We start from the raw sequence: 15,251 nt of genomic DNA, 5'->3' as shown, positions 1-15,251 counted from the left end.
AGAACGGGATGGTTCATGACCACAGCAGCAGACCAGAACCTCTTGAAGACCTACAGCGACCGTGCCTACACCCACACCACGATGGTCCGCCACCAGGGCACCGCCCTCGCCTTCGCGATGGACGACAAGCGGCGCATCGTCTACACGGTCCTCGACCTCTCGGCCCACGACCCGAAGCGCGGCGAACTGGACGCCGCCTACTGGTCCGACAACCCGGCCGAACTGCCCTTCCCCGACGAGATCCTCAAGGTCGGCTACGCGGTCGCGGGCGCCGTACGGCTGCCCGCGGTCAAGCGCGGCGGGCGGATCGAGGCCCGGCGGGACGAGACCCTGACGGCGGAACAGACCGACCTCTTCCTGTCGAGCACCGCGCGGCTGACCGCCGCCGCCCCGTTCCAGGTGCTCTCCGACGGCACCCATGTGGTCGTCCTGCGCCAGGCCATCAGCGCCGGTCACACCGACGCCGTACACATCCTCTCCGGCGGCGGCGTCTCCGGCGACCCCTCCCGTACCGACTTCCTCCAGTCCTCCGGGGCCAAGGTGGCCCTGGTCGCCGACACTCTGCTCTGCGACCGGTTCCTGCTGGTCAGCGGGAAGCTGAAGCCGGTCGCCGAGGTCCGCTACCGGCGCAGTCGCCACAAGACCGAGCCGAAGACGGCGAAGGACAGCCTCGGCGCCGCCGACATGGACGGCAAGCTGTTCCACGAGCCCACCCATGAGCTGGCCTTCCTGCGGAATCTGACCGAAGGACGGTTCGCCGCGGTCCTCACCCCCACCGCGGTGCAGACCCAGCGGCGCTGGCAGTTCTTCGCGTACAACAACCTCACCAGGCGCATCGACTCGTTCAATGTCGAGCAGGCCCCCGACGGCCTCTTCAACACCCAGGGCACCCGCTACTGGACCAGCCCCGAGCCCCGCTACCGCGCCTCGGTCTACGAACGGGCCCCGGGCCTGTGCCCGTTCACCGACCGGGCCCTGGTGCCGGTGAGCCCGGAGGGCCATCTCGCCGAGTCCGCGATCCAGCTGAATCTCAACGGCGGCAGCGCCTACGTCGACCTGGGTACCGCGACGACGCTGAGATTCCAGGGCGGGGGGTACACCGTCGAGGCGTGGGTGAAGCCCCAGCCGGCGGGCGGGCCCGTCCTCGCCCGCTGGAACGGCGCGGGACAGGGCGGCTTCCAGCTGCGGGTCTCCGGCAGCGGCCAGGTGATCCTGGAGCACAGCGGGGCGAGCTCCCTCACCGCCACCCAGACCATCGCCTCCGGTACCTGGTCCCATCTCGCCGTCTCCTACAACGGCACCACAGCGACCCTCTACGTCAACGGGGAGTTCGCGGGCAGCGCCACGATCGCCTACGCCGCCGACGGCGGCGCCGCGCTGCGCATCGGCTCGACCCAGAACGGCACCTATTTCAGCGGCGCCGTCGACGAGGTACGGATCTGGAACCGGGGCCGCTCCCAGGCCGAACTCACCGAGGACCGGTCCTACCGGCTGATCGGCAACGAACCCGGGCTGATCGCCTACTACCGCCTCGACGAGGGCTCCGGCACCCTCGCCTACGACCAGACCGACTCGGCCGTCAATGGCACCGTCACCGGGGCCGCCGCCTCCTGGGTGACCTCCGACGCGCCCATCGCCGACCACCCCGGGGTGCGCAGGGACAGCTTCACCCTCTCCGGGCGCGATGTGGTCTCCGGTCTGAGCGCCACCCTCTACTACCAGCAGGAGGACACGACCTCCGGCTACGACGAGGCGGCCAAGCCCGCCAAACGGCAGGCCAGGGTGCTGCTGGCGTGCGCCACCCGCCCCAGCGGCAACACCGCGGCCGAGGCGCATATCGCCACCGTCGACCTCGGGGTCGGCGTGGACGGACGGCTGGCCGCCGTCCCGGACGTGATTACCCTGGCCGAGCTGGGCCGCCCCGTGGAGGAGACCAGCGACCGGGTCTCGGCGCAGGAGAGCCGGGTCAGGCAACTGGAGCAGGAACTCGCCACCATGGAGTCAGAGGCCCATCTCCTCGTGGTGGAGAAGGAGTCGCTCCAGGCGGGCGCCGCGGCGGACACCGACCCCGCGAAGTGGGCGGTCCGTCTGCACTACACGTCATCGCTCAACCGCCTGTACTTCTTCTCGCACTACAAGTCCGGCACCGTGGAGTCGACCCGCGTGGCGAGCGCCGATGACACCAGCGCGACCAGGGAGTGGCGGCTGATGCCGGTGCCCGGGAGCGCCGGGCGCTACGGAAACCCCGCTTATGTACTGGTCAGCCTGGCTTCCGGCAATCCGGTGGTGGTGTCCCCGAACGGCACCAGGGAAGCCCCGCTCACCGTCTCCCGGATCTCCCTCACGAGCCCCGTTCCGGCCTCGGCCCAGTGGTACATGAGAGGCGGGCTGGACTCCCGCGTCCAGTTCCAGAACGTCGAGACCGGGATGTGGATCTGGTACGGCTATGCGCAGGGGCAGGAGACCGACGCGTACACCTTCTCGATCGAGCGGGTGGCGGGCAGCTCCGACCCGGCCCGTCGACTGCGGATCAGCGAGCTCGGCAACCGTCTCCTCCAGGCCGACCGGGACATGATGGCCAAGAGCAATGAGATCACCCAGGCCCGGGAGGAGCTGGCCCGGCTCAGCGGCGGGCTGCTGGGCGCCGGCGACCTGGTGATGCCGGTTCCGCATCTCGCCACCGATGTGAACGGGCTCGGCGCTGCGGGCGCGCTGCTGAAGTTCGCCCGCACCGCCGCCACTCCCGCCCTGGTGGACAGTGCCTCGGGCCGGGTGACGCTCTACTTCCAGGGCGCCAACAACCAGTTCTTCGCCGCCTACCTCGACACCTCGACCGTACGAGGGGTCCAGCAGCTCACCGGCGGTGGGCTCACGGCGCTGTTCACCGCCCGGGACCCGGGCGTCGACCTCTCCACCACCCAGACCCAGATCACCGTCGCCGCCGCTGTGGTCAACGGGGTGACGATGGACGGTCTGTGCAATCTGACCATCACCCGGGGCACCGAGACCGAACGTTTCACCCAGCTGCCCCGGCGGGCCGGGGTACTGGCCGCCGTCCTCAACGGCACGGGGGACGAACCGGTCCAGGTCGGCACGGTGGCCAGTGTCTCCAACGACGAGGTGCGGCTGACCAAGGAGACCGCCGTCGCCGTCGCCAGGGGCTCGTACGTCCGGATCGGGGAGAAGAACCATCTGGTGACCGTGGACGCCGCCGCGAAGGCGACGGTGCTGCGGGTGTATCCGGCGCCGCCACCGGGGCTCGCCGCGGGCACCACGGTGTCGGTGGTCCGCTACGACCACGCCGGCGCCACCGCCTCCCGGCCCGGCGCGTCCCTCGCGAGAGGGTCGCGCTGGGTGACGGTCAGCGCCGACAAGGCCGACCTCCCCGTCCCCAACGGCACCGCCACCGCACGGCTCAGCGGCTACGGCAGCCGCTGGCGCGGGGACGCCCCGGGCCGTGCCTTCCGCTTCGAAGGACTCCACCACCGGCTGACCCTGCCCACGGGCCGACTCGACCAGGTGACCGTCCCGGCCGGGGATCTGACCGTGGAGGCCTGGACCAAACCACAGCGGATACCGGCGACGCGCTCCCGCGTCCTGCATGTCAAGCGGGGCGAAACCAAGGCGGCGCTGACGCTGGTCCCGGGACCGGCCGTGACCGGCGGCATGGTCCTGGACGGCACCAATGACGCCATGCTGATCGAGGGCGCCGACCCCACGGGGACGGACTTCACCATCGAATGCTGGCTCAAGCGGACCACCGGACGCACGGTGGCGGACACCATCGTCGCGATCGGCGCCAACGGCCTCACCATGGGCTTCACCGCCGACGCCAAGTTCAGCTTCGGCTTCGGCACCGGCACCACCGCCCAGATCCTCACCACCACCGGCGCCTACACCGACGGCGAATGGCACCACTGGGCGGTCACCTTCAACCGCGCCACCCGGGTACAGACCATCGTCCGGGACGGGGCGGAGGTCGCCCGCCGCACCGCCACGGCACTGCCCGGCGGCACCGGAGGTCTGATCGTCGGCCGCTCCGACAGCGGCACGGTGCGCAGCTACTCCGGGCGGCTCGCGGAACTGCGGACCTGGAGCGTCGCCCGTACCGCGACCGAGATCGACGCCGACCGGGCCCAGCGGATCTCCCGGGCACCGGGACTGACCGGCGCCTGGACCTACGAGACCGCCGCCACCACCGACGGCGACCGCAAGTTCACCGACCTCGGCCCCCAGCAGCGCCACGGCGGTGTCTGGGGCAGCCCCGCCACCTCCGAATCGGCGCTGACCACCCACCGGATCCAGGTCGCCGTCGGTGACAAGGCCCGCCAGAGCCGCGACACCTACCCCAACGGGGAGTGGGCCCATCTCGCGGTGGCCTACGAACAGTCCTGGGCCCTCGGCTTCGACGGCACCGCCTGGGCCGAGACCCCGGACGCCGAGACCCTCGACCTCACCGAGGACCTCACCATCGAGGTCTTCGCCAGGATCGACGCCATCGGTGCCCGGCAGGGTCTGGTGTCCAAGGGCCGGCTCGGCAGCGGCGACGGCGGCAGTGCCCCGTACCAGTTCGTGTTACGCCCCGACGGAAAGCTGGAGTTCGCCTTCGAGGAACCAGGGCCGGTCGTCCGCCGCTTCACCTCCACCAGCGCCGTCACCGCGGGCTTCCACCGCTTCGCGGTGGTCCGCAAGGGCGGCAGCACCACGGAGGAGACCAAGGGGACCCGCGACATCACCTACACCGACGCCGACGGTACCCAGCGCACCCAGCGCGTCGACGTGGTGGACAAGGTCGAGGCCAAGAAGTGGGACGACATCCGCTTCGTCGTGGACGGCACCGAGATCGGCACCAGCCGCTACACCGGCCCCGGCCCCCGGGGCAACGACGGCGCGCTGCAGATCGGCCGGGCCGTGGACGGCACCGCAGTCCATTCCCTGAAGGGCACCGTCGGCGAGGTCAGGATCTGGAGCAAGGCCCGGGACACCAACCGGCTCGGCACCGCCCTCCAGCCCCGTGACGAGGGGCTGGTCGGCCGCTGGACCTTCGAGGAGAACACCGGCAGCACCAGCGAGGACGTTGCCGGAGGCCACGATGTGAAGCTGCGCGGGGCCCGCTGGGCCCCCGACCCCGATCCGCTCGCCAGCTCGTTCCTGGTCCTGCGCAACGGCCAGTCGGTCCCCTTGGAGATCCCGGCGGCCAACCCGCTCACGGACTGGGGTGACGACCAGCTCACCCTCGGCGCGGTCATCCGCTCCGGCACGGGGTCCGAGTACTACGACGGGGTACTGGAGGAGGTCCGGCTCTGGCGCACCGCCCGTACCCGCGAACAGCTCCTCGACAGCCTCTTCACCCGGCTCAAGGGCGACAAGCAGGACCTCGTCGCCTACTGGCCCTTCGACAGCGAGTCGACCACCGCCACCGCCGAAGCCGTCCGCGATCACTCCCTGCGCGGCAACGACCTGGGCCTCGACGCCAGCTCGCCCAATATCGTGCTCTCCACCGCCCCGGTGTCCACCGACACCGCGGCCGTACGGTCCGCCCTCGCCGGGGTGAGCACCCCCTTCCACCAGAGTGTCTCGGCACCGCCGTCCGCCGCCGAGTACGCCGACCTCCAGTACACCGCCACCGGGGAGGCGTCCGGTGTCCTCAAGCGCGCCTACGCCCACATCAGCAACGGCACCTGGCAGCTGACCACCGGCTACAAGGTCGGTGACCTGATCAGCGAATGGGTCGGCCAGGTCCAGTTCGATCCCCAGCTCATCGGCTATATCGAGGGCGCGCCCCCCGTCCCGTCGGAGAACCTCACCGGCGACAGCGACCCGACCGGGGCCTCCAGCGTCACCTTCAAGCAGGCGGAAGAGGTGACCTCCACCCTCTCCTCGGCCCGTGAGCGCAGCGTCGACGCGGCCTTCAGCATGTCGGCGGGCCTGGAGGTGGACGCCCAGGTCCTGCTGCTCACCGCGCCGCTCGGCTTCGGCACCGCCCAGCCCCTGGTGGACGTCACCGTCAAGGGCCGGATCGGCGGGAGCTTCGAGTACTCCAACGCCTGGACCGACGAGACCTCCGTATCCCAGGGCACCAGCACCTCACGGGACACCACCGCGAGCCTCACCGTGACCCGGGAGCCGGAGAACAAGATCCTCAACACCGATATCGGCCGCCGCTACGTCCCGGCGAACAACGGCTACGCCCTGGTGCAGTCGGAGACGGCCGATGTCTACGCGCTGCGGCTCGCGCACTCGGGAGCCCTGGTGGCATACCGGATCATGCCGAACCCGGACATCCCCAAGGACTGGAACATCATCTCGTTCCCGGTCAACCCCCAGTACACCAAGCAGGGCACCCTGGACGGGGCGGTCGGCTTCAACGCCCAGGGCAAGGTCCTCGACCCCTCCTATCCGAACGCCTCCCAGCGGGGGGAGCACAGCTACTTCAAGCCCCGTGAGGCGTACGCGATCAAGCGGCGGATCCTGCGTGAGCGCCAGGAGCTGGAGACGTACTACGCGAATGTCTCCACCGAGACCCACACCCCCGACCCGACCGAGGGCCGGGCCGCCCGGGTGCTGGAGTCCTTCGTCGGGACGACCCCGGGCGCCCCGGGCAAGAACCCGCCCACCGAGTCCGCGGGGTCCTTCGCCAACCGCAATATCGTCAACACCTATGTGTGGACCGCGGACGGCGGCTTCTTCGCCGAGACCACCGGTACCACCGATGTGGTCACCCAGACCACCGGCGGCTCCTACAGCGTCTCCGGCTCCCTGAACACCTCACTGGAGATCGGCTTCGAGGTCGCGGGCGTCGGGGTCGGCCTCCAGTTCGACGCCTCCCTGGGCGGCGGGATGACCGTCACCCGGCAGCGGGCCGGGGAAGCCACCCGCTCCCACAGCCTGGAGGTCGTCTGCAACCCCACCCGGGACATCCAGAAGCGCGACGCCAACAACAAGCTGATGTACGACACGGCAGGTCGGCCGGACCGGGTTCCCGGGAAGGTCGACGCGTATCGCTTCATGACCTTCTACCTCGGCCAGGACACCAGCCACTTCGACGACTTCTACCACAAGGTCGTCGACCCCACCTGGCTGGCCACCAGCAACGAGCCCCACGCGACGGCGCTGCGCCAGGCCCGCCACAGTGACCGCAAGCCCCCGTGCTGGCGGGTGCTCCACCGGGTCACCTACATCTCCCGGGTCCTGCCGCCGGTCCCGCCGGCCGACGCACCCCCGCTGGAGAAGGCGCTGCGGGCGGTGGACGTCCCCAGCAACTACGAGCTGATCCGCCGCCTCGACCCCTATGTCTCCACCGCGATCGCCTCGGCCTCCGAACTCGCGGCGGCCACCCGGACCGCGCTGGCGACACATCTGCCGCAGTTGCTGCCGCACGAGGTGGAGATCACCAAGTTCCTCGTCAACTACTACGGCGTGACCGAGTAACCGCGGAAACGTCCTGAACGGGGCGATGGCCGGGCCGGACACCTACGGATGTCCGGCCTCGGCTACTGGGCGATCGTCCCGGACAAGATGCCACCGTTCCCGACGGACGACTCCGGGCGCACCGCGACCGGCGGAGACCTCGTTGTCGAGGTTCTCGGATTCCCGCTTCGCGTTCCGGCCTCCGCCCGCCCGCCGCCACAGCACGGCGTAGGTGACCGTTCCGTCCCTGTTCTCACGGCTTCTGATCGATGCCACGAACGGCACGCCATGCGAGAGGCGTGTTGACACGATGTTGGCGTGACGAACACAAAGAGGCCCTCCGATCTACGTTTCCGCAGGTCAGAGGGCCTCTGAGGGCTGTGGAGCCTAGGGGAGTCGAACCCCTGACATCTGCCATGCAAAGACAGCGCTCTACCAACTGAGCTAAGGCCCCCGGGCGGGAGGTGGACGAAGACGCGGAGCTGTGACCCCGGTGCTCGTCGGGACCAGAATACCGGGTGTGGGCCGTTATCCCGCAAAGGGATTGGGACTCCCGATGGACGACCACTCTCCGTAAGATGCACGGCGTGGTTCGCAGCAGTGAAGCGCGCCTCAGGGGAAGCGATGGGGAGACGCACATGGACGCCGCTCAGCAGGAGACGACCGCCAGAGCCAGGGAGTTGCAGCGCAGCTGGTACGGGGAACCGCTCGGGGCGCTCTTCCGGCGGCTCATCGACGATCTGGGGCTGAACCAGGCCCGGCTCGCGGCCGTGCTCGGGCTGTCCGCGCCGATGCTGTCGCAGCTGATGAGCGGCCAGCGGGCGAAGATCGGCAACCCCGCCGTGGTCCAGCGGGTCCAGGCGTTGCAGGAGCTGGCCGGTCAGGTCGCCGACGGCAGTGTCAGCGCCGTCGAGGCGGCCGACCGCATGGAGGAGATCAAGAAGTCCCAGGGGGGATCCGTGCTGACCGGCACCGGACAGACGACCAGCAGCTCGGGCGCGCCGACGGTCCGCCGGGTGGTGCGGGAGATCCAGTCGCTGCTGCGCTCCGTCTCCGCCGCCGGGGACATCATCGACGCGGCGGACTCCCTCGCCCTCACGCACCCCGAGCTGGCAGAGTTCCTCCGGGTGTACGGGGCGGGCCGGACCGCGGACGCCGTCGCGCACTACGAGGCGCACCAGAGCTGATCCCGGCGGTCCGGGGCCCGCCCGGCGGCTCCCGGGAGCGGCCGCGGGGCGGTATCGAGGCGGGGCAGGCGCCTCACGAGGGAAACGGCGCCTCTTGAGGGAACGAGGAGCGGGCACAGCGCCATGGGTGAGGTCTTCGCCGCTCGGTACGAGCTGATCGACCCGGTCGGGCACGGGGGCGTCGGCGCGGTGTGGCGCGCCTGGGACCGCCGCAGGCAGCGCTATGTCGCGGCCAAGGTGCTCCAGCAGAGCGACGCGCACACCCTGCTGCGGTTCGTCCGCGAGCAGGCCATGCGGATCGACCATCCCCATGTCCTCGCCCCGGCCAGCTGGGCCGCCGACGACGACAAGGTGCTGTTCACCATGGATCTGGTGGGCGGCGGGTCGCTGGCGCATGTGATCGGCGACTACGGTCCCCTGCCGCCGCGCTATGTCTGCGCGCTGCTCGACCAGCTGCTCGCCGGGCTGGCGGCGGTGCACGCGGAGGGCGTGGTGCACCGGGACATCAAACCGGCGAACATCCTGATGGAGGCCACCGGGACCGGCCGCCCCCATCTGCGGCTCTCCGACTTCGGGATCGCCATGCGCAAGGGCGAACCCCGGCTCACCGAGACCAACTACGTGGTGGGGACGCCCGGCTACTTCGCGCCCGAGCAGATGACCGGCGCCGAGCCCGACTTCCCGGCGGACCTCTTCGCCGTCGGTCTGGTGGGCCTCTATCTCCTCCAGGGCCAGAAGCCGGACGCGGGCGCCCTGGTCGACCACTTCACCGAGCACGGCACCCCGGGCGCCCCGCTCGGGATCGCGGAACCCCTCTGGCAGGTCCTGGCCGGGCTCCTCCAGCCCGACCCGGAGGACCGCTTCCGGTCCGCCGCGGGCGCCCGCAAGGCACTGCTCGCGGCCGTGGAGGCGCTTCCGGAGACCGGTGAGGACGAGGAACCGGTCGAGATCTTCGACCAGTTGGAGCCGCTGCCGCCGGGCTTCGGCCCCGAGGGCCCCGAGCCCGTCCCGAACACCCCCTCCGGCTCCGACGCCCCGGCCGCCGCCCCGGCCGACCCGGCCGCCCCCGGCGGAACACCGCCACCGCTCCCCGCGGGGTCCGCCGGCGGCCGAGTCCCCGTACAGCCGGACCGTCCACCGGCCCCGGCGGCGCCACCGCACCCGCACACCGGTGGTGTCGTCGCCATGGTCCCGGCGCCGCCCAGCCAGCCGCCGACTCCACCACCGCACCCGATCGGCGGCTCGCCCGCCGCCATTCCCGTGCCCGGCCCGGCCACACCACCGCCCGCGCCACCGGACGCCGCTCCGAAACCGCCGCCACCCGTCCCGCACGGCACACACCCCCTCCCCGGCCCGGCGCCCAGGCCACCCCACCCCACCGGGCAGACCGCTCCGACGACCCCGCTGCCGTACGGATCGCCTCAGGTACCTCCTACTCGTACCTACACCGCCCAGAGCCCCGGGGTTCCCCTTTCCCGCGCGGAACTCCGCCGGGCCGCCCGACGCCGCCGCCGGGCCCTGCCCGCCGCGAAGATCGCGGTACCGGTCCTGGTCCTCGCCCTGCTCTGCTACGCCGTCGGCATCTGGGCGCTCACCCGGAGCTGACCCTCGGCCCCTGACCGGAAACCACCCCCCGCCACCCCCGCCCCTACCGGGCCGGACCAGGTCCGAGCAGCGTCCGGGCAGCAGAAAGCCCCGGTCTCGCCGAGCGACGACCGGGGCTCTCAGAGCCGGTTCGACTATGACCGCCGGGGCTCACACACCGGAACCTGCGGGCACGGAGTCGGTCGCCTCCGTCCACAGATCCTGCTCGGCGCGGTCCGCCTGGATCTGGCGGTACACGAGGAGCCCGCCGATGGCGGCCAGTGCGACCAGGAGAAGCTTCTTCACCGCGCGACCTCGTCTTTCCTTGACGTATGAGGACTTCTGGCGCCCGACTATACACACCGACCGATACCGATCGGTGACCTGCGTACCCCTTGCAGAGCGCCCCCGAATCGCCCGAGGCCATACGTTCGACCGCCGCCCGCGCGCGGGTCTTCCCAGCCGGAGCCGCCACCCCCGGGCCCCGGCCGGTTCCCGTGGGACGGCCTCCGGCCCCGCGGTACGCGCCACCCGGGCACGCCCGCCCCGATGGCCTCCGCCATGAACGCGAAGACCCCCGATCACGATTGATCGGGGGTCTTCGACACTGTGGGGCTAACAGGATTTGAACCTGTGGCCTCATCCTTATCAGGGCAGAGGCCAGATATCCGGATCTCTGCAGGTCGCGGCGACCTGCAGAGATCTGGTCTTCTACCTCTTTCTACAGCGTGAATACGTCCTCTACCCCTGTGCGGCGTAGGCCCTCGCTGGGGTAGCGGCGGGGTAGTCCTGGGGTACGTCGGCGGTCGGCACCACGCGCAACGGCCGTGGCGGCCGCGCGGCCGTCGCCCGCTTCCCCTGCTCCAAGGCGGCTAGCACCTGCCCTGGGTAGTCAGCCGCAGCATGGGTATACAGCCACGTCACCCGGCCAGCCCGCTCGTGCCCGAGGATCTCCTGGGTGATCACTTCCGGCACCCCCGCCGCATGGAGGCGGGAGGCGAAGGCATCCCGTGTGTCCGAGAAGACAGGCCACCAGTCGGTACGCTCCACCACCCTCGGCAGCGCCCGGCCGGTCGCTTCGTCGTGAGACTGAACAGTAAGGACGCGCACCTTCTGTCTTGCGACCCCGGCCTCCTGGATGGCGTCTATCCACAGGCGGCGGAATGCGGATCGCCGGAGCGGGGCCCGATACGCCTCACCGGCACCGCCGGATGTCCGGGAGCCGCGGCGGATCTTGTTCCGGCCGTGGAAGACCAGCTCGTCCTCGCAGAGGCCGGCCGCCGGATCGGAGACCTCACGGCTGGCTGACGGCTCGTTCGCCCACAGCTCCCGCAGCGCACGACAGGCCAGGCCCGTCAAGGGGACGGTGCGTAGCCCGGCGTCAGACTTCGGGTATGCCTTCCTCTTGATCTTGCCTCGAGGTTCGATCAGTACCTCCCGAACGTGAAGCCGTCGCCCGACGAGGTCGACGTTGCACCATCGCAGGCCAGCCAGTTCCTGGAAGCGCAGTCCCGTCTCCTGGGCGACGATCAGCAGACCATGGAAGTACTCGGGGAGCTTCTGTCGGATGAGCCAGAGCTGGGCATAGCTGGGCGGTCGCCGATCCTCGGGATGCTTCTGTTTGATCGTCGGGAGCTTGATGCCGTCGGCTGCGTTATAGGGGACACGGCGGTCCAGCTTGGCCGCTGTCAGCATCCGATCAAGCACCTGGAAGCACTTGGTGACCGAGCTGGCGGAGAGGGGGCCGCCGTTCTCAATGGCCAGGGCGTTGACCCAGGTCTGGATGCCGAGCCATCCCAGATCTACAAGGCGGGTCGCCCCCAGGCCGGGGCCGATGTGGTTGCGCCACATGCCGTCGTCGCGGAGCTGAGACTGCGTCCAGTCCTCGATGCGCTGGGGTCCGGTCTGCTTTGTCTGAGTTGGCCACCACAGCGTGTACCAGGCGGCGAGGGTGATTTCCCCTCGGGCGGGGTCGATCCACGTCCGGTCCCGCATCTCCGTACGCACCTTCTCAAGGAAGGCGATGGCCTCTGTCTCGCTGGGCCTGGTCTTGCTGCGGCCGCGACCAGCCGGATCGGTGTACCGCGCCTCCCAGCTCCCGGTGTGCTCATCGGCAGCGGGCCGAGGCTTGGCGGGGAACTTGACGAGGCATGGAGGGCACCCGCATTTCGGGCTGGGATTCGGCCTCGGATTCGGTTGGGGATTTCGTGCCGCAATTGCAGCAGCATTCTTGCGTACCACGATTCAGCTTTCCCTACTGATCTACGCTGCCCAGACGGCGGCCCGCTCGCCCGGTATGGTCACGGGCTCTCCGCAGAAGCACGCCAGGGCACCGGTGGCGGTGGTGGGTGCGCCGAGGTCAATCGCCAGAAGGGCGCGCAATTCGGTGATCAGTAGGTGAGGGTGGGTGCCCCGTTGGACGGTGATGACCACTTCGTCCGGGTCCCAGACCGCGATTTCTGACTGTACGTCAACCTCGATGACGTGAATGCACACAGGTGTCCCCCATGGATACGCGACTGTCATGCGCCCGGTGCGGGAGGACAACGGGAGGCCGACATTACTTCGTACACAGTTTCCATGGAAGGTCTTCGTGGTGCCTACATCTGAAAGCGAAAGTCTCCTTTACTCAGGCAACCCTTAGCTATTTACGGCGCGCTGCCCCTTCGAGCAGCTCGGCATGCTGCAGCAGCGCGCGCTGCCCGGAAACGGGCAGCGCGCGATAGATCCGGAGGAGTCGCGCCTCGCGCTCATCCCCGGCCCTTCCGGGAACGGCACGGCCGGCCGCCTGGAAGACCTCGGCGACACTGACGTCAGCCCCCCAGTGGCGGAGGGCGGCCGTGAGGGCCCGGAGGTCATCCGGAGCGATGCGGGAGGTTCCGCGCGTGCCGCGCAGCCAGTGATTGAGCCGGGTGTACGTGATGTTCGATGCCGCCGCCAGGTCCTTCTGGGACCTGTCGACCTCGGCCAGGGCCCGGGTGAGCAGGGTAGCCAGATCCTCGGCCTCGCCAACGGAGGCGCCATCGGCGCCATCGGAGGCGTCGGAGGCGTCGCCGAGCTGGCGATGGGTGGTCATCACGAACCGAGGATCGCAATCTACATCTACATGTGCAAGTAGATCAGCCCGCCGAACACCGCTATTCGGCCGCCTTCACCACTTCTACACGACCCCTGTGCGCCCCAACGGCCCATACCGACCGCCCCCTTCCCCGGAACGGCACCCTTGACCGATCTACGCTCTACACGTAGATTGTAGATCTCGCAGGTCACCGGGGCCTGTGAGCATGGCACCGCGCCCGGGAGGTTCCCCTCATGCGACGACTGGACTCCGGAGCGCCGATCCGGGCCGCGATGCGGGACGTCGGACTGACCATCCCTTCGCTGGCCGCACGGACGGCGGAGATCGACCCCGACGGCCTCTCTGCGGCCTATGTCGGCTTCATCGCAGGCGCCGGAAAGACGGCACGGGACGAGTGCAGCGACCGAGCCGCACGGCTGATCGCCGCAGCACTCGACCGGCCAGTCCTCGACCTGTTCGAAGAACCCGAACCCATACCCAAAAGATCTACATCTACGCGTAGATCGTCTATTTTTCGCGCCCCTGAGCACCTCATGACCCAAAAGGAGCTGGCGAAGTACTTGCGGAAGTCGACGTCCTGGATCGACAAGCAGATCCAAGACGCAAAGGACCGCGGCACAATTTGGCCCGGTCTCCTGTACGTCGGCGAGTCAAGGCGGTTTGACCCCGCGCGCGTCCTGGCTGCTCAGCAACGGCAGCACCAGGTCATGGAGGACTCATGACCGCGTACTCCCGCGTATACCGGTCCCTCATCGATAGCGGCATGGCCCCCACCGAGGTCGCCGTAGAGCTGGCCGACCTGCGCCGTGAGATCGGGGACGAACTGGCCTCCGGTCTGCTCACACAGGCCACCGAGCACTACACCCCGGCGCCCACCGACACCCACGGCATGGCCCGAATCAAGAGACGGGCGTACGGCGTAACTCGCCGCGCGGCGGACTGGATTTCGCAAGCTACGGCCCCCACGTAGCACGCGGGGTCGCCCGGACCGGCCAGGGCCCGGGCGACCCCTGCGCATCACCCATCCCTATCCGACCAGCACACGGTCGAGAGAGGAGGGGGACACGTGTCCTCCATCATCCCATCCCCGATCATCGGCCCGCCGCGTGTCCGCACGCTGGCGTCGCAGTCCCGACCGGTCCATCTGCTGGCAGGCCTGCTCGCGACTTGGCCCGGCCTCCCTGCCGCGCAGCTGACGTTCTCGGCGGCGGTGCCGGACAGCTTGACGATCTCTCTCCATCACACCGGGATCCGGGCGTTCGAGGCGTGGCGAGCCGCGCTCGGTCTGCCTGCCCCGGTCGTCCATTCGCGGCACGGCCTGTGGTGGCTGTCCTCGTCCGGCGTGGCGCAGGACTGCCCGGTGAACCTGGTCGTCCACGAGGACGAGGCCACGGTGCGTGGCTACCAGGCGCCGCCCGCCGGTTCCCACGAGGCGGGTTCGGGGGGTGGGTCCTGATGATGGGGGTGCAGGGCACGTACCTGGGGTGGCAGGAACTCGGGCACTCGCCGGAGTGCCGCCGCCCGGTGTGGACGGCGGAGGTCTCGACGGCGACGGCGTACCGCAACTCCTATACGGGCGCGGAGCGGCACCGGTGCGCCGATACGGAGTGCGATCACGGCCCTTCGTACGAGCGGACGGTGCTTCGGCTGGTGTGCCGGTCGTGCGGTGTCGTGCACCAGGTGCGCGGCGAGATGGACGGCACCTCGGTCTCCTCCTCGGCCCAGGCCGGGATCGGCCTGCCGCCGCGGCGCGCGGCCGGGCTGTTCCTGTGGCCCGGGGAGCCGTGGCTCGCCGTCGGCCGCAGCGCGGAGCCGTTCGACTTCCTGGTGACGCGGACCGAGGTCGCCCGGGTCACCGAGGCGACCGTCGTCGGGGAGATTACCCAGTCCCTGGGGCGCCGCGGCGGGGTCCGGTGGTCGGGGGGGGGCGGGGGCCCCGCGGCCGGGCCGGACGGGCGGCGCGCGGGGGGCGGGGGGCCCGCCGCGGAGGG

11 protein-coding genes and 1 tRNA gene are annotated in these 15,251 nt (G+C 70.2%); 7 read left to right on the top strand and 5 right to left on the bottom strand.

Features of this window, described 5'->3' with window-relative positions; translation table 11 throughout:
• Positions 1 to 15 precede the first annotated feature (15 nt).
• Positions 16 to 7,431 carry a LamG domain-containing protein gene (locus ABZ714_RS08840; RefSeq protein ID WP_358824458.1) on the top strand — a complete coding sequence of 2,472 codons (7,416 nt, stop codon included), beginning with the start codon at positions 16 to 18 and terminating at the stop codon, positions 7,429 to 7,431.
• Between the two features lie 360 nt (positions 7,432 to 7,791).
• On the opposite strand, the gene ABZ714_RS08835 is transcribed toward ABZ714_RS08840, so the two are convergent.
• Positions 7,792 to 7,864: transfer RNA gene (locus tag ABZ714_RS08835), tRNA-Ala, on the bottom strand.
• 184 nt (positions 7,865 to 8,048) lie between these two features.
• Between ABZ714_RS08835 and ABZ714_RS08830 the strand changes: the two genes are divergently transcribed.
• Positions 8,049 to 8,597: a DNA-binding protein gene (locus ABZ714_RS08830; protein ID WP_358824457.1), complete on the top strand. Its 549-nt coding sequence runs from the start codon at positions 8,049 to 8,051 to the stop codon at positions 8,595 to 8,597.
• 123 nt (positions 8,598 to 8,720) lie between these two features.
• Positions 8,721 to 10,202, top strand: a complete 1,482-nt coding sequence (locus tag ABZ714_RS08825) for a serine/threonine-protein kinase (protein ID WP_358824456.1) — start codon at positions 8,721 to 8,723, stop codon at positions 10,200 to 10,202.
• A gap of 150 nt (positions 10,203 to 10,352) precedes the next feature.
• On the opposite strand, the gene ABZ714_RS08820 is transcribed toward ABZ714_RS08825, so the two are convergent.
• The 4 genes from ABZ714_RS08820 to ABZ714_RS08805 form a co-directional block, all read right to left on the bottom strand.
• Positions 10,353 to 10,487, bottom strand: coding sequence for a DLW-39 family protein (locus ABZ714_RS08820; RefSeq protein ID WP_003958712.1), 135 nt, complete (start codon positions 10,485 to 10,487; stop codon positions 10,353 to 10,355).
• A 435-nt stretch (positions 10,488 to 10,922) separates the two neighbouring features.
• Positions 10,923 to 12,176: a tyrosine-type recombinase/integrase gene (locus ABZ714_RS08815; protein ID WP_358824455.1), complete on the bottom strand. Its 1,254-nt coding sequence runs from the start codon at positions 12,174 to 12,176 to the stop codon at positions 10,923 to 10,925.
• 267 nt (positions 12,177 to 12,443) lie between these two features.
• Positions 12,444 to 12,677, bottom strand: coding sequence for a hypothetical protein (locus tag ABZ714_RS08810; protein WP_358824454.1), 234 nt, complete (start codon positions 12,675 to 12,677; stop codon positions 12,444 to 12,446).
• 148 nt (positions 12,678 to 12,825) lie between these two features.
• A complete protein-coding gene (locus ABZ714_RS08805) occupies positions 12,826 to 13,260 on the bottom strand; it encodes a transcriptional regulator (RefSeq protein ID WP_358824453.1) in 435 nt (144 codons plus the stop codon).
• Positions 13,261 to 13,493: 233 nt separating this feature from the next.
• On the opposite strand from ABZ714_RS08805, the gene ABZ714_RS08800 reads away from it, so the two are divergent.
• From ABZ714_RS08800 to ABZ714_RS08785, 4 genes are all read left to right on the top strand, one after another.
• Positions 13,494 to 13,982 (top strand): hypothetical protein, encoded by a 489-nt coding sequence (locus ABZ714_RS08800; RefSeq protein ID WP_358824452.1) that lies wholly within the window; start codon positions 13,494 to 13,496, stop codon positions 13,980 to 13,982.
• Between the two features lie 41 nt (positions 13,983 to 14,023).
• Positions 14,024 to 14,230: a hypothetical protein gene (locus tag ABZ714_RS08795; protein ID WP_358824451.1), complete on the top strand. Its 207-nt coding sequence runs from the start codon at positions 14,024 to 14,026 to the stop codon at positions 14,228 to 14,230.
• Between the two features lie 96 nt (positions 14,231 to 14,326).
• Positions 14,327 to 14,716, top strand: coding sequence for a hypothetical protein (locus ABZ714_RS08790; protein ID WP_358824450.1), 390 nt, complete (start codon positions 14,327 to 14,329; stop codon positions 14,714 to 14,716).
• A partial coding sequence (locus tag ABZ714_RS08785) for a hypothetical protein (protein WP_358824449.1) occupies positions 14,716 to 15,251 on the top strand: 536 nt, incomplete at its 3' end. The genes ABZ714_RS08790 and ABZ714_RS08785, both read left to right, overlap by 1 nt.

The sequence above is a fragment of the Streptomyces sp. NPDC006798 genome, from assembly GCF_040635975.1.
In the GTDB taxonomy this organism is placed as follows: domain Bacteria; phylum Actinomycetota; class Actinomycetes; order Streptomycetales; family Streptomycetaceae; genus Streptomyces.
The sequence above is the reverse complement of the archived record's forward strand: the minus strand, read 5'-3'. Positions and strand labels throughout refer to the sequence as shown.